The organism is Alkalimonas mucilaginosa, assembly GCF_036327005.1.
In the GTDB taxonomy this organism is placed as follows: Bacteria; Pseudomonadota; Gammaproteobacteria; order Enterobacterales; family Alteromonadaceae; genus Alkalimonas; species Alkalimonas mucilaginosa.
On record NZ_JAUGZK010000004.1, the window covers coordinates 54330 to 79671 of the forward strand.

Annotated in this window: 24 protein-coding genes; 10 read left to right on the forward strand and 14 right to left on the reverse strand. The window is 51.8% G+C overall.

The genetic code is table 11. The features are described from left to right. Positions 1-102 precede the first annotated feature (102 nt). From petA to QWF21_RS06600, 5 genes are all read left to right on the forward strand, one after another. Positions 103-693: a ubiquinol-cytochrome c reductase iron-sulfur subunit gene (petA, locus tag QWF21_RS06580; RefSeq protein WP_330087253.1), complete on the forward strand. Its 591-nt coding sequence runs from the start codon at positions 103-105 to the stop codon at positions 691-693. After that, positions 693-1961, forward strand: a complete 1269-nt coding sequence (locus QWF21_RS06585; RefSeq protein WP_330087254.1) for a cytochrome b — start codon at positions 693-695, stop codon at positions 1959-1961. The genes petA and QWF21_RS06585 overlap by 1 nt, the downstream gene beginning before the upstream one ends. After that, positions 1961-2698 carry a cytochrome c1 gene (locus QWF21_RS06590; protein ID WP_330087255.1) on the forward strand — a complete coding sequence of 246 codons (738 nt, stop codon included), beginning with the start codon at positions 1961-1963 and terminating at the stop codon, positions 2696-2698. Before QWF21_RS06585 ends, QWF21_RS06590 begins: the two co-directional genes overlap by 1 nt. Positions 2699-2774: 76 nt before the next feature. Next, on the forward strand, positions 2775-3413 hold the full coding sequence (sspA, locus tag QWF21_RS06595) for a stringent starvation protein SspA (protein ID WP_330087256.1): 639 nt from the start codon (positions 2775-2777) through the stop codon (positions 3411-3413). Position 3414: 1 nt separating this feature from the next. After that, the gene (locus QWF21_RS06600) at positions 3415-3834 is read left to right on the forward strand and encodes a ClpXP protease specificity-enhancing factor (protein WP_330087257.1); all 420 of its coding nucleotides are present in this window, start codon (positions 3415-3417) and stop codon (positions 3832-3834) included. 42 nt (positions 3835-3876) lie between these two features. On the opposite strand, the gene ilvY is transcribed toward QWF21_RS06600, so the two are convergent. Then, the gene (ilvY, locus tag QWF21_RS06605; RefSeq protein ID WP_330087258.1) at positions 3877-4767 is read right to left on the reverse strand and encodes an HTH-type transcriptional activator IlvY; all 891 of its coding nucleotides are present in this window, start codon (positions 4765-4767) and stop codon (positions 3877-3879) included. A 145-nt stretch (positions 4768-4912) separates the two neighbouring features. Between ilvY and ilvC the strand changes: the two genes are divergently transcribed. After that, a complete protein-coding gene (gene ilvC / locus QWF21_RS06610) occupies positions 4913-6397 on the forward strand; it encodes a ketol-acid reductoisomerase (protein WP_330087259.1) in 1485 nt (494 codons plus the stop codon). A gap of 214 nt (positions 6398-6611) precedes the next feature. Then, positions 6612-7046, forward strand: coding sequence for a methylglyoxal synthase (locus QWF21_RS06615; RefSeq protein ID WP_330087260.1), 435 nt, complete (start codon positions 6612-6614; stop codon positions 7044-7046). On the opposite strand, the gene mnhG is transcribed toward QWF21_RS06615, so the two are convergent. From mnhG to QWF21_RS06655, 8 genes are all read right to left on the reverse strand, one after another. Beyond that, positions 7043-7426, reverse strand: coding sequence for a monovalent cation/H(+) antiporter subunit G (gene mnhG, locus QWF21_RS06620; protein WP_407935274.1), 384 nt, complete (start codon positions 7424-7426; stop codon positions 7043-7045). The two genes, QWF21_RS06615 and mnhG, sit on opposite strands and share 4 nt — an antisense overlap. Next, positions 7419-7703, reverse strand: a complete 285-nt coding sequence (locus QWF21_RS06625; RefSeq protein WP_330087262.1) for a cation:proton antiporter — start codon at positions 7701-7703, stop codon at positions 7419-7421. The genes mnhG and QWF21_RS06625 overlap by 8 nt, the downstream gene beginning before the upstream one ends. Beyond that, positions 7700-8173, reverse strand: coding sequence for a Na+/H+ antiporter subunit E (locus QWF21_RS06630; RefSeq protein ID WP_330087263.1), 474 nt, complete (start codon positions 8171-8173; stop codon positions 7700-7702). The genes QWF21_RS06625 and QWF21_RS06630 overlap by 4 nt, the downstream gene beginning before the upstream one ends. Beyond that, the gene (locus QWF21_RS06635; protein WP_330087560.1) at positions 8170-9666 is read right to left on the reverse strand and encodes a Na+/H+ antiporter subunit D; all 1497 of its coding nucleotides are present in this window, start codon (positions 9664-9666) and stop codon (positions 8170-8172) included. Before QWF21_RS06635 ends, QWF21_RS06630 begins: the two co-directional genes overlap by 4 nt. A 5-nt stretch (positions 9667-9671) precedes the next feature. Further along, entirely contained in the window at positions 9672-10016 is a 345-nt protein-coding gene (locus QWF21_RS06640) for a Na+/H+ antiporter subunit C (protein WP_091339192.1), read from the reverse strand. Next, positions 10013-10456, reverse strand: coding sequence for a Na+/H+ antiporter subunit B (locus tag QWF21_RS06645; protein ID WP_330087264.1), 444 nt, complete (start codon positions 10454-10456; stop codon positions 10013-10015). The genes QWF21_RS06640 and QWF21_RS06645 overlap by 4 nt, the downstream gene beginning before the upstream one ends. Next, complete coding sequence (locus QWF21_RS06650; protein ID WP_330087561.1) at positions 10453-12867, reverse strand: putative monovalent cation/H+ antiporter subunit A; 2415 nt, start codon at positions 12865-12867, stop codon at positions 10453-10455. Before QWF21_RS06650 ends, QWF21_RS06645 begins: the two co-directional genes overlap by 4 nt. Positions 12868-12953: 86 nt before the next feature. Beyond that, a complete protein-coding gene (locus tag QWF21_RS06655; protein WP_330087265.1) occupies positions 12954-14006 on the reverse strand; it encodes a glycosyltransferase in 1053 nt (350 codons plus the stop codon). A 196-nt stretch (positions 14007-14202) separates the two neighbouring features. On the opposite strand from QWF21_RS06655, the gene QWF21_RS06660 reads away from it, so the two are divergent. From QWF21_RS06660 to QWF21_RS06670, 3 genes are read left to right on the forward strand one after another with little or no spacing between them, the layout of a single operon-like run. Next, the gene (locus tag QWF21_RS06660) at positions 14203-15222 is read left to right on the forward strand and encodes an extracellular solute-binding protein (protein ID WP_330087266.1); all 1020 of its coding nucleotides are present in this window, start codon (positions 14203-14205) and stop codon (positions 15220-15222) included. Positions 15223-15256: 34 nt separating this feature from the next. Further along, on the forward strand, positions 15257-16894 hold the full coding sequence (locus QWF21_RS06665; protein WP_330087267.1) for an ABC transporter permease: 1638 nt from the start codon (positions 15257-15259) through the stop codon (positions 16892-16894). A gap of 12 nt (positions 16895-16906) precedes the next feature. Beyond that, complete coding sequence (locus QWF21_RS06670) at positions 16907-17968, forward strand: ABC transporter ATP-binding protein (protein ID WP_330087268.1); 1062 nt, start codon at positions 16907-16909, stop codon at positions 17966-17968. On the opposite strand, the gene QWF21_RS06675 is transcribed toward QWF21_RS06670, so the two are convergent. The 5 genes from QWF21_RS06675 to QWF21_RS06695 form a co-directional block, all read right to left on the reverse strand. Further along, a complete protein-coding gene (locus tag QWF21_RS06675; protein WP_330087269.1) occupies positions 17965-18576 on the reverse strand; it encodes a DUF2799 domain-containing protein in 612 nt (203 codons plus the stop codon). The two genes, QWF21_RS06670 and QWF21_RS06675, sit on opposite strands and share 4 nt — an antisense overlap. Positions 18577-18640: 64 nt before the next feature. Next, the gene (locus tag QWF21_RS06680; protein WP_330087270.1) at positions 18641-20473 is read right to left on the reverse strand and encodes a putative bifunctional diguanylate cyclase/phosphodiesterase; all 1833 of its coding nucleotides are present in this window, start codon (positions 20471-20473) and stop codon (positions 18641-18643) included. Positions 20474-20716: 243 nt separating this feature from the next. Beyond that, positions 20717-22612: a hypothetical protein gene (locus QWF21_RS06685; RefSeq protein WP_330087271.1), complete on the reverse strand. Its 1896-nt coding sequence runs from the start codon at positions 22610-22612 to the stop codon at positions 20717-20719. Between the two features lie 140 nt (positions 22613-22752). Continuing rightward, a complete protein-coding gene (locus QWF21_RS06690; RefSeq protein ID WP_330087272.1) occupies positions 22753-23913 on the reverse strand; it encodes an E22 family MetX-like putative esterase in 1161 nt (386 codons plus the stop codon). Between the two features lie 11 nt (positions 23914-23924). Beyond that, a complete protein-coding gene (locus tag QWF21_RS06695) occupies positions 23925-25226 on the reverse strand; it encodes a GntP family permease (protein ID WP_330087273.1) in 1302 nt (433 codons plus the stop codon). Positions 25227-25342 lie beyond the last annotated feature (116 nt).

Sequence of the window (25342 nt, forward strand, 5' to 3'; positions counted from 1 at the left end):
GGCTTTTCATTATGATCGTCGATATTTATTCATTTATAATAATTGCTGGCAAACAGCCGCTTAAATCAAGTTGTGTTTAAGTGTTAATGTGGAGATGAGTGGATGAGCAACGCGCCTGTCGATCATGGCCGCCGCCGATTCCTGACCATTGCAACATCGGTCGTGGGCGGGGTCGGAGCCATTGGAGCCGCTGTTCCCTTTATTGCGTCCTGGAGCCCAAGTGAGCGGGCTCGCCAGGCTGGCGCTGCAGTAACTGCGGATGTCAGCAAAATGGAAGAAGGGCAGCTGATACGGGTAGAGTGGCGTGGGAAACCGGTTTGGATTGTAAAACGCACCCAGGAAATGATTGATTCGTTACCGAATCATGAAGAGCGGTTACGGGATCCTGACTCGAAAGAACCACAACAGCCGCATTACGCTCAGAACCGCCATCGTTCGGTGCGTCCTGAGTTTTTCGTTGCCGTTGGTATCTGCACCCACTTTGGTTGCTCCCCAACCTATTTGCCCAATGATTTTGCTGCCCAGGCAGAGGGTGTGCGCTCTGGCTTCTTCTGCCCTTGTCATGGTTCACGCTTCGATATTGCCGGTCGGGTATTTCAAAACGTACCTGCCCCAACCAACCTGGAAGTTCCTCCGTACATGTTTACAGATGAATTCACCATTTTGGTCGGTGAAGACGAGGAGACGGCCTGATGAAAAATCTGATGAACTGGATAGAGTACCGTCTGCCGGTTGTGGAAAAAATGAAAATCCACATGACGCAGTATCCGGCACCGAAAAACTTTAACTTCTGGTACTTCTTTGGCTCTTTGGCCATCGTGGTGCTGGTAAACCAAATTCTGACCGGCATCTGGCTGACCATGAATTATGAGCCTTCGGCTGAAGGTGCTTTCCGTTCGATTGAATACATCATGCGGGATGTCGAATACGGCTGGTTGCTGCGTTACATGCACTCCACCGGTGCTTCGGCATTTTTTGTGGTGGTGTATCTGCATATGCTGCGTGGCATGATGTATGGCTCCTACCAGAAACCACGGGAATTGCTGTGGATTTTCGGTATGCTAATTTACCTGGTGCTGATGGCTGAAGCTTTTATGGGCTACATGCTGCCTTGGGGCCAGATGTCGTTCTGGGGAGCTCAGGTGATTATCTCCATCTTCGGGGTGATTCCGTTTATTGGTGATGACTTAACGCTGTGGATCCGCGGTGATTATGTTATCTCAGGTGCAACCTTAAACCGCTTCTTTGCGCTGCATGTTATTGCGCTGCCGTTGGTGCTGGTGATTCTGGTCTTCCTGCACATTATGGCATTGCACGAAGTCGGTTCGAACAACCCGGACGGTATTGAAACCAAACGCGATAACGATGGCACTGTGCCAGCGGATGCGGTTAGTAAGTTTGAGTTTCATAACAACTTCACCAAGGGTGGCAAGAAAGTCATTATCGACTCTATCCCATTCCACCCTTACTACACAGTGAAAGATCTGGTTGGTTTGGCTGGTTTCCTGTTCCTGTTTGCCTATGTGATCTTCTTTATGCCGGAAGGGGGGGGTTACTTCCTGGAAGCGCCAAACTTTGAACTGGCGAACCCAATGAAGACCCCGGAGCATATTGCACCGGTCTGGTACTTCACGCCGTTCTACGCCATTTTGCGGGCTGTACCTAACCCGCTATTTGGTGCTATCGCCATGTTTGCTGCCATCCTGGCCCTGGCATTGTTGCCATGGATTGACCGCGGCAAAGTTCGCTCAGTGCGCTACCGTTGTGGCCTGCACAAGCTGAACCTGGTCAACTTCTGCATCAGCTTTGTGGCATTAGGTATCCTGGGTGTGCTGCCTGCGACGCCGTTGTACACTCTTTTGTCGCAGCTGTTCTCGTTTACCTACTTCGGTTTCTTTATTCTGTTGTGGTTCTACAGTAAGAATGAAAACACCAAGCCATTGCCAGAGAGGTTGACCTGATGTTGAAGCATATTATTTCTGCAGCAGCCTTGCTGGTATCGTCCATTGCCTTGGCTGCCGGTCCGAATATTCCACTGCAAAAAGCGCCGGTGGACATCCGTGACACCGAGTCGTTACAGCGTGGTTTTATGCTGTATCAGAACTACTGTCTTGCTTGTCACCAGATGCAGTATCAACGTTATGCACGTAGTTTCCGTGATCTGAATATTCCGGAAGAGCTGGGCATGGAATATCTGATGTTCAGTGGTGAGCGGGTGGGTGACCACATTACCAATACCATGGATCCGGCTGATGCCGCTGAGTGGTTCGGTGATGCGATTCCGGACTTAACCAATGTGGCACGGGTACGGGGTCCGAATTGGATTTATACCTACCTGAAATCGTTCTACAAAGACGAGAGCCGCCCTTTTGGGGTCGATAACGATGTGTTTCCTATGGTTGGTATGCCACATGTACTGCAAGAGTTGCAAGGTGTGCCATACAAAGCGTATGAAACCCGTTTGGTGGATGGGAAGGAAACCCAGGTTTACGTCGGTATTCGTACCGATGGTTCGGGTGAGATGAGCGACGAAGAATACGATCGTGCTGTTGCAGATTTGGTCAACTATCTGGTGTATACTGGAGAACCTTATCGGCTGGAGTCGGAGAGTTTGGGGATCAAAGTGTTGATCTTCCTAGCCATTTTCTTCGTGTTAACTTATCTGCTGAAGAAAGAATACTGGAAAGATGTTAAGTAAGCATCTGATCCAAAAGAGTATTTAATGATAGGGGCCTGCTGGCCCCTTTGCTGTTTATTGTAAACCGGAGGAATGCATGGCGATTTCAGCCAATAAACGCCCTGTGATGACACTGTTTTCTGCTGCCGATGACATGTACAGTCATCAGGTCCGTATTGTACTGGCAGAAAAAGGCGTCAGTGTTGATATTCTCCAGGTCACTCAGGATAACTTGCCTGAGGAGCTGTATGAAGTAAACCCCTATGGCAGTCTGCCCACCTTATTGGATCGTGAGCTGTCGTTGTATCAGGCACAAATCATTATTGAGTACCTGGACGAACGTTTCCCGCACCCACCTTTAATGCCGGTGTACCCGGTTGCCCGTGGACAAGCCAGATTAATGATGTACCGGATTGAAAAAGACTGGTACGCGCTGGCCGAGAAAATTCTTCGTCATGACGACGATGCCGACCAGGCCCGGCAGGATCTGACCGAAGGGTTGCTGGCGGTAGCACCACTGTTTGATGAAGCACCTTTCTTTATGAGTGAAGAGTTCGGCCTGGTGGATTGCTATATGGCGGCATTGCTATGGCGTCTACCAAAGCTGGGTATTGAGCTTGCCGGGCCGGGCAGTAAAACACTGATGAATTATATGGGGCGCTTGTTCGATCGCGACTCATTTTTGGCGTCTCTGACCGATGCTGAGCGTGAATACCGGCACGGCAAAGGAGTCTGAGATGACGCCGAATCGTCCCTACCTGCTGCGCGCATTTTACGAGTGGATTGTGGATAACGACTGTACTCCTTATCTGGTGGTGGATGCGAGCTACCCTCAGACCAAGGTTCCGCAGCAGTTTGTGCAAAACGGCCAGATCGTGCTGAATTTAGCACCATCCGCGGTAGCTCAGATGCAGATGGGAAATGACGTGATCAGTTGCAGTGCCCGGTTTGGTGGTCATCCGTTTGCGCTTTATATCCCGGTAAGAGCTGTGCTGGCGATTTATGCGAAGGAAAATGGTGCTGGTACTGTCTTTACCCTGGATGAGGATGAAGACTTCCCTGATGAGCACGAGATGGAAAGCCCGCCTGAGCCAGTTGCGACAGAGCCTGCGAGTAAGAAGCTGGCTAAGGCCAGTCACCTTAAGGTGATCAAGTAACTGGATTTATCTGGCTTAAGAATGCAGCTCAGGCTGCATTTTTTATAGATTGGAGTGTGGCCTGACCAACTGGCAAAAGGCTTTTAGCAGCGGATCGCTTGACCGTTTTGCTAAATAACAGACCCCCAAATCAAAGGGTTCGAAACGATAGCCGCTATCGAATGGACGTACTCTGTCCATGACCGGGCTATGCTGTACCACCACATCTGCCAAAACGGCAACACCGCTTCCAAGTGCCACCATACTAGCCATGGCTTCGTGGCCATCGACCATCGCAACAATATTAGGCTGAAAACCCTCTGTCTGTAACCATTTGCTAAATCGCTCCGCTGCAGGGCCATGCGCTGGCGCGATTAAAGGGACTTCATGCCATGGGATCGGCGCCTTGCTCAGCAGATCGTTGACTTTACAGGGGATGGTTGGTGCCACAAGGGATACTGGCAGTTTGGCAATGCTGTGAAACACCATACTGGAGGGCAAATAGGCTGGTTTTGCTGCCAGGGCAAGGTCAACTTCATCCTGCTTTAATCGTTCCAGTGCAGAAGCCGCATCCCCAGTGGTTAGTTGAATATCTGCTTTGGGGCAGAGTACACGGAATCTGTCGAGAATAGCTGGTAAATGGCTGTAACTGGCGGTGACGGTACAGAATAAGCGGATGCTACCCTGAAGCCCTGCCTGGTCGCCTGATAAATCGGCCTGCAGTTGGTGCCAGTCATCCAGATACTGGCGAACAAAGCTCAATACAGTCTGACCTTCACGGGTTAGCTGCACTGAGCGGGTATCCCTGACAAAGAGCGACACCCCAAGCTCTTGCTCCAGTCGTTGGATGGCACGGCTTAAGGTGGAAGGGCTGACAAACATTTGCTCACTGGTCCGTGCAAAGTTCAGGCTAGCTGCCAGATGCATAAATAGCTGTGCTTGTTTGATGTCCATTCTATTTCATTTATTGCAATACAGAGTTGTCAATATATCACTTCACGCAATTATATTGCCAGCCTAGAATGAGTTCATTGACGCAGCAGCACTGTCTGCCAGAGCCAGAGTGGCTGGCCAGCGTACCAGAATTTAGAGACATACTATGAGTAATTACTTTAATAGCCTGAACTTGCGGCAACAGCTGCAGCAGCTGAAACAGTGCCGCTTTATGGACCGCAGTGAGTTTGCTGACGGCTGCAGCGCCATCAAAGATTGGAATATTGTCATTGTTGGTTGTGGTGCTCAGGGCCTGAATCAGGGCCTGAATATGCGTGACTCTGGTCTGAATATCAGCTATGCATTGCGTGAAGAAGCGATTCGTGAACAGCGTGCTTCCTTTCAAAAGGCAACCAGCAATGGCTTTAAAGTGGGCACCTATCAGGAGCTGATCCCAACGGCCGATTTGGTGCTAAACCTGACGCCGGATAAACAGCACAGTGCGGTGGTGGATGCAGTGATGCCACTGATGAAAGAGGGCGCTACTTTGGCCTATTCCCATGGCTTTAATATCGTGGAAGAAGGCAAACAAATTCGGCCGGACTTAACCGTTATTATGGTGGCACCCAAATGCCCTGGTACTGAGGTTCGTGAAGAGTATAAGCGTGGCTTTGGTGTACCAACTCTGATTGCAGTGCATCCGGAGAATGATCCTAAAGGGCAGGGCCTGACCATTGCTAAAGCCTATGCAGCCGCGACTGGCGGCGATCGCGCCGGTGTGTTGCACTCGTCCTTTATTGCTGAAGTGAAATCGGACTTGATGGGTGAGCAAACCATCTTGTGCGGCATGCTGCAAACAGGCTCCATCCTTGCCTTTGATCGTATGGTAGCGGATGGCATGGAGCCAGGCTACGCCGGTAAACTGATCCAGCAGGGCTGGGAAGTGATTACCGAAGCACTGAAGCATGGCGGCATCAGTCATATGATGGATCGGTTGTCGAATCCGGCCAAGGTCAAAGCGTATCGCCTGTCCGAGCAGCTGAAGCAACAACTGCGGCCTTTATTTGAACAGCATATGGATGACATCATCAGCGGTGAGTTTTCCAGTACCATGATGGCGGATTGGGCCAATGACGATGCTAACTTACTACGCTGGCGCGAAGAAACCCGCCAGTCTGGTTTTGAGCAGGCACCGGTGTCGGATGAGCACATAGCAGAACAAAGCTACTTTGATCGGGGTCTTCTGCTGGTGGCAATGGTAAAAGCCGGGGTTGAACTGGCGTTTGAGACCATGGTGGATGCCGGTATTATTGCCGAATCGGCTTACTACGAGTCGCTGCATGAAACACCACTGATTGCCAATACCATAGCCCGTAAGCGCTTGTACGAGATGAACGTGGTGATTTCAGATACTGCAGAGTACGGCAACTATTTATTCGCCAATGCAGCTATTCCATTGCTACGTGATACCGTCAACAGCCTGCCGGCAGAGCTGGTAGGTAAGGGGTTGGCTGCACAACAGGCAGGTGTGGATAACCTGGAGCTGATCGCCATCAATGAAGCTATTCGCAATCACCCGGTGGAAGTGGTAGGTAAAACACTACGCGGTTATATGACTGCAATGAAGAAGATTGTCGCGGCTGAGCATTAATTAGTTCGCATCCTGCAGCGGCATCCACGCCGTTTCGAGAAGCCGTCAACGAATGATGTGGTCAACGGTGAGTTGCACAGCGCCAGAAGCGCAGCAACTACCGGACCAATAACGATGTTATACGTGGACCTTGGTTGTTTGCCCTGCTTTGCAGGGCTTTTTTTTATGGCAGATCCGGTTAAGATGGTTGTTAACAACAAAGTGGAGCAATTTGATGAAATCCATAGCCTTGGTAGCACACGATGGTAAGAAACAGGATCTACTTGATTGGGTGAAGGCCCATACTGACTTTTTTGCCGACAAAATGTTGTATGCCACAGGGACCACCGGCTCTTTATTGGCAGATGTTCTTGGCAAGAGTGTGCACTGTTTCGCCAGTGGTCCCCTCGGTGGCGACCAGCAAATTGGAGCTCTTATTGCTGAGCAAAAAGTAGATTGGCTGGTTTTCTTCTGGGACCCGCTGAGTTCACAGCCGCACGATCCGGATGTAAAGGCACTGATCCGGCTGGCGGTGGTGTGGAATATCCCGGTGGCCTGCAACAGAGCCACCGCGGATTTTATTGTACACTCAAGCTTGTTGCAGCAGGATTACCAACGCGAAGTGCCTGATTTCAGGGCGTATCAGAACCGCCTGCAGCCAAAAGCTTAAGGTTTTTCCTGTGTATCTTGCATCTGCTCCGGGCTGCGTAGCACATGGGTTTCTTCGTCGTAGCGGCCATGCAGCTCGTCTTTGACGGTTTTATCCCACAACGGCACACCGATAAAATAACCAGCCCGGCCGATAGCATGTGCTGCAATTGGGGATGTTAGGGTAGTAAAAGCCATCACAGCCAGTGCTTTTAAGGTAACGCCGCTATCGACAAAAAACAGCATCACACCGCACATGATAAGGCCTGCACCCAGTACGCCTGATTTGGTGGTGGCGTGCATACGGGTCAGCAAATCCGGCATGCGAAATACGCCTAGGGAGGCTACCAGCATAAAGAAACTGCCAGCGACGATAAACAGAGCCGCCAGAATATCAATGATCATCGCGATGACTCCCTTTTTCTAAGTAACGGGCAAAACCGATAGCGGCAAGAAATGCGGTCAATGCCAGCACCATGGCGACATCAATAAAGGCGTCACGGCCGGTGCGGATAGCATAGAGTCCAATCAAGCCGACGGTCATCGAGGCTATTAACTCAAGGGCAACCACCCGATCCGGCAGGGTAGGACCTTTAAATAAGCGCCAGAGTGCCAGAAACATGGCCACGCTGAGGACCGCAAAACATAACCAGAGTGTGTAATCGAGTACTGAATTCATCGCATCACCCGCAGAATTTTGGTTTCCATTCGCTTTAGCTCATTCATCACATCTGCTTCGTTATGCAGGTACATAACATGGACATAGAGCACCTTTCGATCTGAAGATACATCCAGGCTTAATGAACCCGGAGTCAGTGAAATCGCATTGGCCAGCATGGTTATTTCCAGATCAGACTCTGCCCGCAGTGGCATCGCAATCACACCTGGTTTCATCAGGTGGATGGGGGTTAACACATCGTAGGCAACCTTGAGGTTCGCCATAATCAGTTCTTTGGTAAAGAACACCACAAAGCTGAACATGCGCGGTACCCGCAAACGATACTGGCGAACATCCGGGTGTTGCCGGAAGACCAGTACCAGCACCAGATAACCGATAATAAAACCAATCAGCAAACCCCCGGCATTCATGGTGTCGGTCAAGGCTGCCCAGATCAGCGCCAATACCAGGTTCGAAAGCAATACATTCATGGTGTGGTGCCTCCCAATACTGCTTCAATATAACCAGCCGGGTTGAGTAGCTGCTCTGCCGCCATCTCAGCCATCAGATAAATGGGTTGGCCAAACAGGCCGATAGCAACCGTCATGGCAGCCAGTAGGCCGATGGTCCAATACAGCAGCGCATTACGGGTCGGTGCCGGTACTGCCGGATTGGGTTCTGGCGAGGCTTTCCAGAAAGCTTCATTCCAAATCTTAATCATGGAAAACAGCGTCAGTAAACCAACCAACAGGGCAATACCCACCGCCCACCAGGCACTGGCCTCGACACCGGCCTTGATTAGAATAAATTTGGCAAAGAAACCTGATAATGGTGGAACACCTGCCAGTGAAAGAGCAGGGATCAGGAATAACACCGCCAAGCCTGGGTGGTTGCGGTACAGACCGCCGAGCTTTTTCAGTTCGAAACTACCGCCTAAGCGGTACATTAAGCCGGCTACCAGGAACAGGTTGGCCTTCACAATGATGTGGTGCATGATGTAGAACACACCGCCAATCAATGCCAGCGGGGTGAACAGTGCCAGGCCTAGAATCATGTAGCCAATCTGACTGATGATGTGAAAGCTTAAAATGCGCCGTACCTCAAACTGGGCCGCAGCACCAAGCACACCGGTTAACATGGTGAAAATGGCAATCCACAGCAAAATTTCGTGGGTAAAGCCAGTATCGGCGGTAAAAATCAGCGTAAATACCCGATACAGCGCATAAACACCCACTTTGGTCAGCAAGCCGGCAAAAATAGCCGATACTGCCACCTGAGGGGTGTGGTAAGACGCAGGTAGCCAGAAAAACAGCGGGAAGGCTGCTGCTTTAATCGCAAAAGCAATCAGGAACAGACTGGCAATCACCGTCACCATCTTCTGGTCTTCCAGGCTGGCCAGCTTCACCGCAATATCGGCCATATTCAAGGTGCCAACCAGGCCATAGGTTAAGCCGATGGCGGTCAGGAATAAAGCCGAAGAAAGCAGGTTCAGTGTGACGTACTTAATGGCCCCTTCCATTTGAGCCCGCTCACCGCCTAAAATCAGTAAGGCAAAAGAAGCAACCAGCAATACTTCGAACCAGACATAGAGGTTAAAAATATCGCCGGTTAAAAAAGCACCGTTTACCCCGGCCAGCAGCAAATGCAGCAGCGGGTAATAACCAAAACGCTCAAAGCGCTTGCGCACAGTCTTTAAACTATACAAAGCAGTTGCGAAGCCGGTAATGGACGCCAGCACCACCATAATGGCACCCAGCATATCGGATACCAATACAATGCCAAAGGGTGCTGGCCAGGACCCAACCTCTAATACCTGGATACCAACCTGGCGGGTATGCAGTAGCAACCAAACCGAGCATATCAACAAAGCGCCGGTGCCTATAGCACCTAACCAACGCTGGGCACTGTGGTTACTGAGCACTGTCAGCGAAAGGGCACCGAGCAGTAGCGGAATTATAATCGGGAGTGCAACCAATACTTCCAGATCCATCAATCGGTTCCTTTCATTTCGTTCATGTCATCGGTCTGCACCACTTCGCACGCCCGGTGGATCAACACCACGGCAAAAGCCAGCACCCCAAAGCCAATCACAATGGAAGTCAGAATGACCGCTTGCGCTAATGGATCGGCGGCAGGGCCTTCAATCAGTAATTCGCCTTTCGGGATCAGTGGCGGTATGCCTCTGTCCATACCGGCAACAGTAAAGATGAGCAGGTTGGCGGCATTGGAAAGTAAGATCAAGCCAATCACCAGTTTAACGACGGAGCGGCGTAGCATCATGTAAATAGCAGCCGCATAAAAAGTGCCAATCAAAATGGCCATTAAAGTAGTCATGAGTGTTCTGCCTCCGCCAGAGTGAAAACAACCGTCAAGACGGTGCCTATCACACCAAGAAAAACACCAATATCGAACAGCAAGGGCGTACTTAGTTTTAACTCACCAAAAATGGGCAAGTCCAGACTCCACCATTGAGCGGTGAAAAAGGACTCCCCAACAAACAATGGGGGTAAGGATGCAACCGCGGCCAGCACCAGACCAATGCCTACCAGCTGCAAAGGGTGAACGCGCAGCATCTCACGCGCCGCTTTGTAATCCTCTGCAAACAACTTCAGTGCGACTGCCGCAGCGGCAACCAGACCGCCGATAAAACCACCACCCGGCTCATCATGGCCTCGCAGCAGTAAGAACAATGAAAATAACACCAGCAAGGGCAGCAGCAGCGAGCTACCTGTATTTAAAATTAAGGAGCGCATGTTAAAGCGGCGTGGTTTCATGAGTCTTCTCCTTTAGCAGCTACGGCGTTTGCTTCGGTTTCCGCTTTTGCTGCGGCTTTCGCTTTGTCCTTTTGCGAGCGACGCAGATTAAAGGCTGCCCGGCGATCCGAGTTGGTGACCGGCAGAGCGCCGGTACGTAAGTGGATCATGGCATACACGCCAATAGCTACCAGAGCCAGTACGAAAATCTCACCCAGAGTATCGAGTGCCCGGAAATCGACCAGAATTACATTGACCACGTTGCGGCCATGACCAAGTGGCCCGCTGTTTTGCAGGAAGTACTCGGAGATGCCTTCCAACTGGCGTGCACCGGTGATCGCCAGGATTAAGATGGTCATCAACAGGCCGGTCATACCGGCGATGATGGCATCACGGATCCGGTTGGCCGTAGATGATAAACTGCGGAACTCTGGCAGCCGGTACAACACCAGCACCAACAACAGTACGGTGATGGTTTCCACCAGCACCTGAGTGATACCGACATCAACGGCACTGAAGAACACATAGAGCAGTGCGACACCAAAGCCCAGAGCCCCCAACATGGCTACTGCTGCCAGGAAAGAGCGCATCAGTACGGCAATCAGCGCGGATAGAATAAGCAGTACTGCCACAGCGACCTCATGCATCCGCATATCCTGGAAGCTGATATTTAGCTCCAGTTGGTTGACCCGCAGTAAGGCCCATCCTACGACAATAATCACCGTACCCAGGGTGGTGATCAGGTAATTACGCAGGTAGCCGTTTTGCAGCGTTTGGGTTTGCCAGGCAGCAAACTGGGTCATGCCAAGCATTAAGCGCTCATACACCACTTCCGGACCAATTTTTTCGGCGCTGTGCATAAAGTTGGTTAGCTGGCGCCAGCCGCCCCAAACTTTAAACAGCAGTAATCCCAGTACCAGGCTGCTCAGACTGAGCATCAGCGGCAGGTTAATGCCATGCCAGAGCGCCAGGTAAAGCTCAATCGGCTGACCATAGACAGCGCCTGCAGCGGCTGCCAGTAAGCCTTTATCGGCGATAAAGGGCATCAGGCCAAACACCAGGCCCAAGGTGGCCAGTATTGCCGGGCCAATCAGTAAGGCAATATCCGGATCATGCGGTTTCTTCGGGGTTTCCACTACGGCGCCAAACCAGGGTTTCAGCGCCACGATGGCCGCTACCAGCACCACCAGGATATTGGCAATCACCGTCGCTATGGTCAGGCCAATATGCCATTTGGACGCTGTAAGCACAGCTTCCAGCAACAGTTCTTTGCCAACAAAACCAAACAGCGGAATAATGCCGGCCAGCGAGAGGGATGCCAGTACCGCCACTACTGTGGTTTTTGGCATGCTGTGGCGTAAACCGCCTGCTTGTTGGAAATCTTTCACACCGGCTGAATGGTCCAAAATACCGGCCACCATAAAGAGGGCACCTTTGTAGAGTGCATGGGCCAGCAAAAAGGTGACCGCGGCCAAAGCGGCCGTTTCGGTACCCAGACCCAGCAGCATGGTCAGAGTTCCCAGCGCCATCACAGTGGAGTAGGCCAGTACCTTTTTGACGCCGGTAGCACGGCTGGCCAGAAAAATACCGGTCAGCATGGTTAAAGCGCCGAATAAGGTGAGTAACAGCAGCCAGGTCTCGGTGCCACCTAGGCCCGGGTTCAGCCGGGCCAGCAGATAAACGCCGGCTTTTACCATGGTGGCTGAGTGCAGGTAAGCCGATACCGGTGTCGGGGCGGCCATTGCATTGGGGAGCCAGAAGTGAAAGGGGGCCTGAGCCGATTTGGTAAAGGCACCCAGCAGGATCAGCAACAACATGGGCAGATACAGGGCATGCTCGGTCAAGCCATTGCTGTTCAAAATGGTGCTGAGCTCATAACTGCCTGCGGCCATGCCCAGCATAATAAAGCCGGTCATCAATGCCAGGCCACCCATTACCGTAATCATCAGCCCCTGATGAGCTTTCTTACGGGCGTCTTCCTGCTCATGGTTAAAACCAATCAGCATAAAAGAGGTCACCGTAGTTAGCTCCCAGAACACAAACAGACTGATCAGGTTATCCGATAGCACCACCCCCAGCATGGAGCCCATAAAACCGAGCAGGAATACGAAAAAGCGCCCCAGATCCTTGTGCTTCTCCAGATAGCGACCACCGTAGGCCAGGATAAAGAAGCCGATGCCGGTGATCAGCAAGGCAAAGAGCAGCGATAAGCCATCGACCAGAAAACTGAGTTGGATCCCCATGCCTGGAAACCAGCTGTAGGCAAATTGCAGGCTGTGTCCCTGACTGACCAGAGGCAACATGCTGGCGAAGTAGGCAAACAGGGAGGCTGGCAAAGTTGCCAGCAACCAGCCGCTATGGCGGCCACCCAGCCGGTGCAGCCAGGGGGCAAAACAGGCTAAAATAAAGCATGACAGCACGGCTATCAGCATCATGTGTCGCTCCTTAAAACACTCACACAGTGTATAACGAATTGTATTATGGCTTAATTTCTATGGGCTTGCTAGCTATCCCGAAATCAGTTCTGCTGTACTCTATTGTCAGGATGGCGACTAAGCCGAGCCAATTGCTGTTGGTAGAATTGTTCAATTTTGCTTACCTGTGCCTGGTAATTGAAAGCCGACAGGTCGTACTGCTGGCGAGGCAAAGGCTGGGCAGTAAAGTGCTGCAAGCGCTCAGCCAGACCACTGGCATCATCCGGAGCAACCAAAGGGTACGGGAAATAGTGTGCCAGATGCATGGCACCTTGTGTCTGGCTGGCGATAATGGGCAGCCCGGCCGTCATGGCTTCCAGAAAAACCAAACCAAAAGGTTCCGTTCGGGCGGCACTGACAAAACAATCAAAACCGGCCAGCCATGCTTGAGGCTGCGCACTGAAACCAACCAGGTGCAGCTGTGGCTGATGACCATACTTGGCTTTCAGAGCAGCCCAATCTTTGCCTTGGCCTACGATCACCAGATGCGCTTTTGCTGGTTTGGCAAGTAAAAAAGCCTGAATCAATGTTTCCGTGCCTTTGCTGGCTTCAACCCGCCCCAGGCTGCCAAACACCATATCATCATCCGGGATTTGTTGTTCTCTGCGCAAGGCGAGCCCAGCTTCGCGACTGGATGCCGTGGCGCAGGTCCAGTTGTCAATGTGGCTGCTGTGTTGTTTGAGAGGCTCAGGTAAGGTAGCCAGTTGAGCTGGGGCAATGGCGACCAGGGCATCCAGTTTAGCATGTTGCTGTGGTTTGTAATGGATGTGCAACGTAGCGGTGCGTAGCATGGTACTGGTGGGCAAGCTGGCCAGAGCCCGGCAGCCACGGCTTAAATGCGCATGGGCGACATCGGGTTGAATACGCTTGAGTACAGATCGGATCTGAAAATGAGAGAACAGTGCAAAGTCATGCACCAGTATGATTTGGACTTTCGGACTGACCCGGTGGGCAATGGCATCCGGACGCTGTTCAGCCGCAGCCTTGCGTAAAACCAGGTAGACCTGGTGCTGTTCGGCTTGAGCATTGGCAAGCTCAACAGCATAGCGTTCGCTGCCGGCAAAGCGTGTCGTCAGGATCAAATGAACTATCTTCATGCAACCTCAGGAGGCTTCTTGTATTACCAAGCAGATTATCACAGCAGGACCGCTGAACGTAAGTCAGCGCGATTAACACAATAAAAGCATCGTTAAGTGACGGAATATATTGCCAGGCATGATTGAGAATAATTCTCATTGGGTTTATACTTGGCGCCAGTTTCTTTGTGCGATTGTACCCTGTCAGGAGTCCGCCATGCGTTTTGCATCCATGTTGTTGTGTTGCAGTGCCTTCATTGCGTTAGGCAGCCAAAGTGCTGCTGTGTTTGGTGCCGAGGTTAATGTGTATTCGGCACGTCAGGAAGAGCTTATTAAACCAGTGCTGGACCAGTTCAGCGCCAGTACCGGTATTCGGGTGAATTTGATTACGGGTAATGCCGATGAGCTTATCACCCGGATTGCCAGCGAAGGGCGCAATAGCCCAGCTGATTTACTGATCACCACCGATGTTGGGCGTTTGTACCGTGCCAAACAACAGCAACTGCTGCAACCGCAGTCATCTGAATTACTGCAACAGGCAATTCCTGCTCATTTGCGTGATGAAGCCGGCTACTGGTTTGGTCTGACTGTGCGGGCCCGTCCTGTGATGTATGCCAAAGATCGGCTGAGTGCTGAGGATAAAGCTGAACTATCAGATCTAACCGCCGAGCGGTGGCGTGGCCGCATCTGTGTGCGCAGTTCCAGCCATATTTACAACCAATCCATGGTAGCGGCTCGGTTAGCCCATGATGGCACTGCCGCTACCGAACAATGGGTTCGTGGGCTGGTACAAAATTTTGCGCGTCCACCGCGTGGTGGTGATCGTGATCAGTTACGGGCTTTGGCGGCCGGTGTATGTGATATTGCCATAGCCAACACCTATTATCTGGCTGGCATGATGAATGACCCGCGTGATCAGCAAGCTGCAGCTGCTATTGCAGTGTTCTGGCCAGAGCAGGATGACAAAGGTGCTCACATCAATATTTCTGGTGCCGGTGTAGCGGTGCATGCGCCGAACCCATCTCAAGCGCTGCAACTGCTGGAGTTTATGTTAAGCGAAAGTTCACAGCAGTGGTACGCCGAGGCTAATCATGAGTACCCGGTTCGTCCGGGGGTAGCCTACAGCGAGACGCTGCAATCCTACGGTGACTTCAAAGCCGATACGCTGCAGCTGGAGCGATTGGGTGAGTTGAATGCAGAAGCCTTACGTTTGATGGATCGGGCTCGCTGGCGTTAATGGTGCCTACTGCTAAGCCTCGAGTAGTCTGGCTGTGTTAGCTAAGGTGTCGTTGCGCTTTGATCCCTGGCGTTGGTTGGTATTACTACCAGCCATTGTGCTGGCGATCCCTGTGCTGGTTATTCTGCTGAGCTTGCTGCAGCCGCAGTGGGATGTCTGGTCGCATCTGCGCCAGACGGTACTGTGGCTTTATATCAGTAACTCGCTGTTGCTGGCTTTTGGCGTTGGTGTTGGCGCTCTGTTTCTGGGGACTGGCAGCGCCTGGCTGGTATCACAGTATGAATTCCCGGGGCGTCGCCTGCTGGAGTGGATGCTGCTGCTACCACTGGCTATTCCTGCATACATCATTGCGTACACCTACACTGGCCTGTTGGATTTTGCTGGCCCGGTGCAAACCCATTTGCGCGATTTATTTGGCTGGCGTTATGGTGATTACTGGTTTCCTGAGATCCGGTCATTAGGTGGCGCCATATTGATGTTGTCACTGGTCCTTTACCCTTATGTTTATATGCTGGCGCGCAACGGTTTTCGTGAACAGGCAGCCTCGTTGCAGGAAGCCAGCCGCACCCTGGGTTTGACCACCCGTCAGCACTTCTGGCAAGTGGCATTGCCATTAGCCCGGCCTGCCATTTTAACCGGTACAGCGCTGGCAATGATGGAAGCCTTTGCTGATTATGGCACGGTGCAATATTTTGGGGTGGATACCTTTACCACCGGGATCTTCCGGACCTGGTTTGGCTTAAATAACAGCCTGGCGGCGGCTCAGTTGGCGGCGATGCTCACCAGCTTTGTGTTGTTTTTACTGGTGCTGGAGCAATGGTCCAGGCGGAAAATTCGTTATTATCATCAGGGGCAAAAGGATAGCCGGACACCTCGCAAGTTATTAACCGGTGGCCGGGGCTGGGTGGTGTTGTTGCTGTGTTTGCTGCCGTTGCTGTTTGGGTTTGTCGTGCCTGCTACCCAATTAACGCTCTGGGCTCTTGCTACCTGGCAACAGACAATGGATGAACGTTTTTTGCAGTTGGTATGGAACAGTTTTTCGCTGGCGGCATTGGCGGCATTGTTGGCAGTACTGCTGGCGGTGATTTTTGCCTATGCCAGGCGGCTTCGTCGCGACTGGCTGGTGCTTGTTCCGGTCCGGTTGGCGGCTTTGGGCTATGCCATCCCCGGCACTGTGATTGCGATTGGCGTGATGTTGCCTCTGGCTTTTCTTGATCGCCACATTGATCTGCTGGCTGAGCAGTGGTTTGGGATCCGGACTGGCTTATTGTTCTCCGGTACTTTGTTTGCACTCTTACTGGCGTACAGTGTACGCTTTTTGGCCGTCTCGTTACATAGCGTGGAAGCTGGTTTGCAGCGGATCCGGCCCAATATGGATCAGGCTGCACGCTCCCTTGGTTGCTCACCACGGCAGGTGTTGTGGCGGGTGCATGTCCCCCTGTTGCGTGGTAGTGTACTGACAGCCTTGCTTCTGGTGTTTGTTGATGTGTTAAAAGAGTTGCCCGCAACTTTGATTCTGCGACCATTTAATTTTAATACCCTGGCAGTACGGACTTTTGAGCTGGCCTCCGATGAACGGCTGGCCGATGCATCTTTATCGGCACTGGCCATTGTGCTGGTGGGGTTATTGCCTGTGATAATTTTGGCCCGTTCGATGGAACGGGTGCAATAAAACGGATCGAACATGCTGGTATTGGAACAACTTGCGGTTGCTTACGGACCCCACACTGTGGTGAAAGACATCAGTTTGTCGCTGTCGAAAGGGCAAATTGGCTGCCTGGTAGGGCCATCTGGGTGTGGTAAAACCACCCTATTACGTGCCATTGCTGGTTTTGAGCCGGTAGCACAGGGGCAAATCAGTTTGTCACAGGGCGTGGTCAGTGCGTCTGGCTTGCTATGCCCGCCAGAGCAGCGCCGGCTGGGGATGGTGTTCCAGGATTTTGCCTTATTTCCACACTTAACGGTGGCACAAAACATTGGTTTTGGTTTAAGGCATTTAAGCCGCAATGCCAGCCAGCAGCGTATTCGCGAATTGTTGCAACTGGTTGGCTTACCCGATTTAGCCAGGCGTTATATTCATCAGCTCTCAGGAGGGCAGCAGCAGCGTATTGCGCTGGCTCGTGCCATTGCTCCTAAACCGGAGGTCTTGTTGCTGGATGAGCCCTTCTCCAGCCTGGATGCCGAGCTACGAGAATCGCTGGCACGGGATATCCGGCAGATTTTAAAGCATGAGCAGATGACCGCCATTATGGTGACTCATGATCAATTCGAAGCCTTTACCATGGCGGATTTGATTGGGGTGATGGAACATGGCCGGATGCAGCAATGGGCCACGCCCTATGAGCTGTACCACAAGCCGGTAAACCGCTTTGTGGCTGACTTTATTGGTCGGGGAGTGCTGCTGGCTGGGCAGATGCTCGATGCGCAGCAGGTGAAAACCTCGTTTGGGGTTTTTCGCCAGAGTTATCAGCCGGGCTTACAGCAGGGCGATCAGGTGGATGTGTTGATTCGGCCTGACGATATCGTGCACGATGATGACAGTGGCGTTACGGCTAAAGTGCTGGAAAAATCCTTTCGTGGTTCGCATATTTTGTATAGTCTGGAATTGAAAAGCGGCGATCAGGTGTACTGCCTGGCTTTGAGTCATCACAATCATGCGGTTGGTGAAATGATTGGGATCCGGCTCGATCTGGATCACATGGTGGTGTACCCAAGGCTGGCAGTTGCCAGCCAAGAGCCGGCTTAATAGAAACTAAACGTCTGTTCCAACTGCTGGATTTGATGCGCCAGTCCGGCCAACTGATACTCCAGTTGGGTACGGGCCCGCAGCAGCTCGGCTTGTTGCTGGCGCTGTTCACTGATTTCCCGGTACAACTGCTGCCGGCCATCCGGGGTTTGCTCATCGCCAAACATTAAGGCTTCTTTGGCCCGAATGCTGTTGCCCAACTGCTGATGGTCACGGTCATTTTGTGCCATAGCGCGTTCGGTTTGCTGCACTTGCTGTTCCAGCAAATAAATCCGGCGGCCGGCATCAAACCCCAGTAAAAAATCGGCTTCGGCATCACCCTGACACACCCCCTGATAGCTTTGGCCTTTACGGCCATATTCATAGCCATTGCTGGTGCGGCAAAACAGTTGCAATCCCTGTCGATGGCCGCGCTGGTACAAGGCCAGATCCGGTGTCACCTGATGTTTGGCACAATCCTGGCGGTAAGTATCTATCCTGGCTGGCGAGCGGCCCTGCACCCCATCGGCGTAACCCAATGTCTGCCAGTCGGCCAGCAGACACTCGTCTTTGCTTAAAGTGGCGCAGCCTGACAGCAACAGGCCGATAGCAACAACAATGAGACGCATAACAAGCCCCTTAATTTTGATTCTGCCCTACCTTAAAAGATCTGCCAGATAGCGACAACTGATTTTAGCGCTTGCATTGCAGGTATTGGATAAATTGCTCTGCTGGTACGGCTGGAGACCATAAATAGCCCTGAGCCGCATCACAACCGAGTTGTTGTAGCATCGTAAAGGTTGCGGTGTCTTCAACGCCTTCGGCCACCGTAGTAAGCTCCAGACTTTTGGCCAGTTGAATAATAGCCCGTACCAATGGCTCATCCCGCAAAGACACTGACAGTGAGCTGATAAAGGACTTATCCACCTTCAGGCTGGAAGCATTGAACTGACGCAGGTAGCTGAGGTTGGAGTAGCCGGTGCCAAAGTCATCGATGGCAAAGGTGATGCCTAAGGCGCCTAGACGGGCGAGCTGTTGCTGCACAAAGTCGCTGTTATCAATTAGTAGGGACTCGGTCAGCTCCAGCTCCAGGGCTTCAGGTGCTAAACCACTGTGGCGCAGTGCAGTCAAAACCGTTTGCTCCAGCCTGCCATCGCGAAACTGAATAGGTGACAGGTTCACAGCAACTTTTACCGCTGGAAACCCTTGCTGCTGCCAATACTGACAGTCGCTGCAGGCTTGCTGCAGCACCCAGCTCCCAAGCTCCAGTATCAGGCCGCTTCGCTCTGCCAACTCGATGACGTCGGCTGGGTTGATAAAGCTGCCATCAGGTTGCGGCCAGCGTAGTAAGGCTTCAGCGCCGAGTACAGCTTCTTGCTTCAGGCAAATTTTAGGCTGGTAATAAAGCTTAAATTCATTGTTTTTCAGGGCATCGCGGATGCGTTGCAGCAAATTGAATTTGTCGGTATTGGCCTGATCCATCGCCTCGTTGTAAAAGCGCCAGGTATTGCGCCCTTCTGCTTTGGCATTGTGCATGGCCAGATCTACTTTGCGGCACAGCACATGAAACTCAATACCGTCCGTAGGGACGATCACAATGCCAATAGAGCCGGATACTTCTACCTTGGTTTGCATCAGGGTAAAGGGTTGGGTGGTTTGCTGCAGCAGTCGTGCGGCCAGATCAGCCAAGGTACTGTCATTGGCGTCCGCCGGACACAGGACCATAAACTCATCACCGCCAAAGCGACACAGCACATCGTGCTTGCTGAGCTCGGACTGCAATCGTTTGGTCAGTTGTTGCAATAGCAAATCACCGGCGGCGTGGCCTAGCGCATCATTGACGGGCTTGAAGTTATCCAGATCCAAAAACAGCATGGCCAGTCGTTGATGCTGTTGCAGACACTGTTGTTGCATGGTGCGAAATAAATCTTCACACAAACTGCGGTTGGGCAAATCGGTTAGTTTATCGTGCATTGCCAGGCGCTGCAGCTGTTGCTGGGTCGCGCGCACCCGTTTGTTTTCTGCCTGCAGCGCGCGCAATGAGCGATGCAGATCCTGCGCCATCAGCAGCACACTAAAGCCGGTAATGCTTAGTATCAGGCTCACATAGAGCACATGGCGCCAGCTGTCATCCGGGATATAGGGGATTAGCCAGCCCTGCATGCTGCCATAGCCCATTGCTGCCGCAGCAAGGATAATAAAGCTCAGTAAAAACAAAAACAGATTACGACTGCCAAGAATTGCAGCAAACACCAGTACACCAGGGTAGCCCACCACGGCCAGATCACGAATACCACCAGAGACCAGCGCCAGGGCTGTCAGCATCAGTGCCATTGGCCAGAGCAACAGGTAAGCCGCCAGCAAAGGTCGCTGCCACCAGGCCGATAAAAAGGATACCCCCAGGCAGGCACTACCAACCAGCAGCACAGCCTGCGTCCAGCCAGTTGAAACAATAGCGGCCAGCAGCAAACCGCATAACGTGATAGCGGATATTTGTAACAGGCGCCGGATCCGCAATGGTTGCATTCCGTGTGCAGCTGGTTTTGGCGCCCTGGCCGGCGATGCCGCTGGTGCTTGGTTCAATGTGGGGCTGGTCCTGTAAAAAAATGCAGAGGCAGAAGTTTAAGATAAGACAACAGCTGTGAAAGCGCAATCAAAGCTCAGTGTTCGGGAGCCGTCATAGTAACTTGGGTGATGTTATGCTGCAGTCTGGCAGAGGCGGCAGCGCTTGCATCAGGTTGCAAAGCGCTGTCGCTGCTTGTGGCATGGTTAACCAGAGTTCTTATTGGTGATTGAGGAGCTTGCGGCAGCATCTTGCTGTGGGCTTGCTAAGCTAGCCTGATCATTTTGCACTGGTATGGCACGGGACTGCTGATTAATTTTGTAAATCTGCTCTGCACTGCTCAGGTCTGTACTGTTTTTTATCCGGGCAATGGTTTCTCTATCCGACAGGAAGCTTTGGATATCATCCAGAATGGCCTGCATTTCAGCTTGATTATCCTCCATCTCCATAATGTGCCTTGGGTGCTCAACATTTTTTGCGCCACTGTCTGCAAAGGTGCTGGTAGTAATACGTGAGCTGATGATCCAGGGTGTGAGTGAAGAGCGCATCACATAATTCTCGGAGGCCGTAGAATCGTAAATTCCTTTTCCTGTGGTCAGCTTGCTTTCGGTATAAGTACCTTCGCATTTGAGGTAAATCAATAAAGATTGGAAGTTAAGCTCTGCCCAGAAAGTATGGGAGTAGTTTTCCAATAAACGACCAAAGCTGGATGCGATTAACCACAAAAAAAGCAAACTAAGCAGGAACTGACTTTCATTAAATAAGGCGATCAATGCCTGCAAATGCTGACTGTCTGTTGCCGAAGTGATGGCCTGATAGTCCTGCCAAAGGTTCAGCACTGTTTTTGCTTCATACAGCATAAAAAACAGAATGATCGGGCCTGCCAGCAGGAGTATCTGACCAAAGAGGGTAGCCATAAGACGAAGTGTTTTGAACAGAGAGGTTTGAGGCAACGGAGCATATTCTGGTTGCGTTTCAATCATTACTTCGCCAGTGAAATCACCTTTACTGGACGATTGCTCATTGAGTTTAGGCTCCAGTTCCCGGTAAATCCTGTTCGGGATCTCTTTGTAGCGCCGGTTAGCCATCACAATACTGTCTATATTGACAAAGAGTTCGCGTGGATGGATGTTTTCCTGCCAGTTATCACGAAACTCCGAAACGCGGGTGATGGCTTTTACTTGCTGCGTGCGCTCTTTTAGCAACAGCATAATCAGCACGCCGCTGATGCTCATCAACGCCAACAGTAAAAGCAGAGGTGGTAATACGGCAAAGGGCTCCAGGCTAGCATGCTGCAACTCGCTGTAAAGTGCTTGTATCTCTGTTTGCTGCAATAACCAGTTCAGGCCAAGGCCAAGTATTACAGGGGCCAGAATAGCGAAGGCGATAATTTTAGCGAGTGCGATATTCCCTTGCGCCTCGATAGTACGCTCGGCCGAGCGATAGACGGTGCTGGCTTTACGCCAGCTGAGGATAAGATACAGCATCAGGAAAAAAGCAAAGAAAGGCAGTAAAATATCACCAATATTGCCGATCAGTCCGGTCACACTGACAAACCAGGTGAGCGCAAAAGCCATTAAAGCTACTGCTGTCGCAATAACTGCACCAGCATAACGTTGAGCAATATTACGCAATGGGTAGGGGAGGAAAATTAACTTTGGCACCAGTGTATGTACCAGTCTGGAAATAAAGCCATCGGGCTCGAGAAACGTCTTGTTTTTGCGGCCCATCAGCATTTCTTCCAAATCAATGCTGCGGTAGGCTGGCTGTTCGAGTTTAGATGTTTCCCGCTCTGACTTGCTGAGGTTTGGGGCTAAAGATGTTGGTACGCTTCGGCCAACAAAAAAGCGCAGCATCTGAAAGCTACCACCACCAAGGGAGCGCAGTCCCCCTGAAAGCAATACAAAGCCAATAATAGCATAAACCCACGCCAGGGCTTTATCTTGTTGAATCACTTCAGCTACTTGCAGTAGTGGGTAGACCCCCATCAGTGTGACAATCAAGCCACGACAAGCACGGATAAACCCTTCCATTTTAAAGGGGTTGCGAATACCAAGTGACTCGCTGCCGTAATCAAAGGCCATAATACTTACTTCCTTCATCGAGTGTTAGCCATCAGCAAAATGTAACGGTTTTTATCGTAATAAGCGACGAAAAATCGATCCGGGTTGCGAGCTTAAGGGTTTGCAGCACAAAAAAGCGCCCATTAGGGCGCCAGTGTCGGAAAAGCAGTCAGCAACTACTAGTTCAACAGGAAGTCGTTAAGCACTTCAGCTACAGCAGCGATACCGACCACACCATCCAGATGGCCCCAGATACCAGGGATCTCATGGTATTCCACTTCTTTGCCTGCTGCCTCAAGAGCTTGCTGTGTGGTGCGGCTCATTTGTGGTAGCAACAGTTGATCGCCGGTAGCCGGCAGTAATAACGTACGAGCCTGTACCTTTTTTAGTGCATTCTGCCAGTTGTCGCCCATACCAGCCCGAAACAGCTGGGAAGCCCGCACCAGATACAAAATATGATTGGCATCCTGATAGGCCGCCCGGACTGCAGCGTGCTCCCGCAGTTGTTGCCAGGCAGAGAAACTGGCACGAATGTCCTGGTGGGGAGCTGCATCGGTGTGCGGTGCCGGATAGCGCAGATTGAAACCGGTTGGATAAACAGCATCCTGAATAATGTAGGAGAGTGCTGTGATCAGCCCCTCGGTTGGTTGGCCTTTGGCATAATAATCGCCGTTGTTCCAGGCCGGATCGGCTTTGATTGGGTAAGCCCAGCGCTCCAGCCTTACCGCTGCCCAGGCATCGATAAAAGCAGTGCCGATGACTGGCACCAGACGCTCCACCCGCTCCGGATAGCGGCTGGCCCACTCAATGGCTTGGAAAGATCCCATCGACGCGCCAATCACCGCATACAGGCGCTCAATCCCCAGGCTGTCGAGCAGGGCTTTTTGCACTTCGACAAAATCACCGATGGTCACCACCGGAAAATCCAGTCCCCAGGGCTTGCCGGTAGCCGGGTTGATGGTAGCGGGACCGGTGGTAATGACATTGGGATCAAATACATTGGCATTGACCAGAGTATCGACACTGATGACATAAAATTGGTCGGTATCAATGGCTTTGCCCGGCCCTATAATGGCATCCCAATAGCCGGGCAGGGCATCATCCGGGCTGTACTTGCCGGCAGCATGCGAACTGCCAGAGAAAAAGTGCGTGATTAAAATCACATTATCTTTGGCTTCATTCAGAGTGCCGTAAGCCTCCCAACCCACCTGTACCGGTGCAATAACCTGACCGTTTTCGGTAGTAAACTTCGCAATTTCAAAGCGCTGCTTTTCCACCAACATGGCCTGCGCCAGGCCACTGAACAACAAAGTACTGAGGAACAGGATCCGTACCAGCATAAGGTTTCTCCTTAAAATAACTGAAACAGGCCAATGGCAATAAAGACACCGACCAAAGGCACTACCACACTGACTACAGCAACCGGCCAGTAGGCATTTTGGTGCGTTTCACCACAAATAGCACGAATGGTGGTCACTACATAGCCATTGTGCGGTAAAGAATCGAGCGCACCGGATGAGATCGCCACTACCCGATGCAGTTGCTCGGGGTCGACGCCGCGATCCAGATAAGTTGGCGCGATTTCCGGCAGCGCTATGGCCTGGCCGCCGGAGGCCGAACCAGTAAGGCCGGCAATAACACTAACCGCTACTGCAGCTCCTAATAACTCGGGGCCGGGTAAATGGGTCATGTAATCCACCACGCCGGCAAAGGCTGGCGTTAGCCGGGCTACACTGCCAAAACCAACCACAGCGGCTGTATTCCCGATAGCCAGTAATGCACCCAGCACCCCCTCATTGGTTGCTGCTGCCGGGTTGCGTAAAAACTTTATATTCAGCAGGTACAAACTACTGACCCCACCGGCTAAAGCGACAATCAGTGCCGCCTGCTGCAGACTTTCGTGCAAAAAGAACGACAACGTCAGCACCACCAGCAGTGGGATAATACCAAACACAGGATTAGGCAGATTGCGATCTTCGAGTACTGGGTCACTGGCGCGCTGCATGAAATGCTCACCTTTGGCTACGGCTTTGCGGATCATCCACATCAGGCTGATGTAGCCGCTGATGGCCATAATGACCGCCACTACCAGGCTGACTTCCCAGCCGGCATAAGGGGTGGTTCCAAGGTAAGGGATTGGGATCCAGTTTTGAATTTCTGGCGAGCCGGCCGAAGTCATGGTAAAGGTGACCGAGCCAAGCGCGAGCGCCGCCGGTATAAAGCGTCGGGGCAAATTAGCGCCTTTAAATAAACTTACCGCCATTGGGTAGGCGGAAAAGGCCACCACAAAGACGCTGACGCCGCCATAGGTCAGTACGGCACAAGCCATCACAACGGCCAGTACAGCCCGGGTATGGCCAATTCGTTTCACAATCGCCAGAGCCACGGCATCGGCGGCTCCGGTGTGTTCCATCAGTTTGCCGAACAAAGAGCCAAGCAAAAACATTAAAAACCAGGCAGCAACAAAGCCGGAAAAACCAGACATGTAACCATGCACAAAATCCACTTTGTCGGCAATATCCCAAAATGGAATACCATTGGTGAAGGCCACCAGCAAGGCGCACAGTGGTGCGGTAATAAAGAGGTTGAAGCCGCGCATGGTCAAAATGATGAGCAGCAACAACCCAAGGATCAAGCCGAATAACCCCAGCATGCAAATTCCCTCGTTGTATTTTGATTCAGTGTGATACAACAACACCAGCCAAGCCATAGTACTAAGGTACAGGTTAAAAATTCTGCATTTGCGCCTACAGTAGAAGCGTATTGTTA